This is a genomic window from Synechococcus sp. R8-2 (assembly GCF_047461715.1).
Classification (GTDB): Bacteria; Cyanobacteriota; Cyanobacteriia; order Thermostichales; family Thermostichaceae; genus Thermostichus.
Genome location: NZ_JANSHQ010000744.1, coordinates 1 through 726, shown reverse-complemented (window position 1 = coordinate 726; position 726 = coordinate 1). Strand labels below are relative to the sequence as shown.

The window sequence follows — 726 nt, the reverse complement described above, 5'->3', positions numbered from 1 at the left end:
CGCTACTCGGACGGAGTCCTTGCCCCCCCCTACCCCGGCGCTGGCTGTTTTGCTGCGGAACTTGCTGTCAGAGCTGAGCGTGGCTTGGCTGTTGCTGCTGGGCCTGTTTTTGGTGGTGGTGTCCTCGGGGGTGCTGGCGGCCAGCCACTGGGAGCAATTTTCTCCAACTGCTCAGTATGGGGTGCTCTTGGCCTATACGGCGGCTTTTGGGGTAGGTGCTGGATGGATCCAACGGCAGGAAGGGCTGCGTCTAACCGGTCAAACCTTGGAGGCTATTGCCCTGCTGCTGGTGCCGGTGAACGTGTGGGCCCTGGATGGGCTGGGGATCCTTTGGGGGATCCGCATCCTGGCGCTGGGCTTGCTGCTGGGGATCCCGTTGACGGCTGAGGGTCGGGTGCGCTCGCTGGGTTCAGGTGCCGGCTTTCGCGACAGCGGTGTGGAGCCCAATGCCTTTTACGGAACCTTGGTGAACTTTTTGGCCCTCTCTGGCTTGCACGCTTTCTGGAGCTTGGGGCCGCAGGAGCTTCGCCCTGCTTTTGTCCTGGGGATCCTGTATCTGGGGATCCTCAGCACCGTGATTTACACCTGGAGCCGCCGGTCTCTAGAATTACGGGGCTCCAGGCTCTGGCTAATCGGGGCTGCCGGATCCCTGTTGATCCTGCGGGGGCTGCTGTCTGGGCATGTCCAAGTGTCGCAGTTGGGGTTGGCGGTGGCCCTGTTGGGTTG

General features: G+C 62.5%; 1 pseudogene. It reads left to right on the top strand.

Annotated elements, in window-relative coordinates:
• Positions 1-19 precede the first annotated feature (19 nt).
• A pseudogene (locus tag NW819_RS14395) lies at positions 20-726 on the top strand (hypothetical protein); the annotation flags it as partial.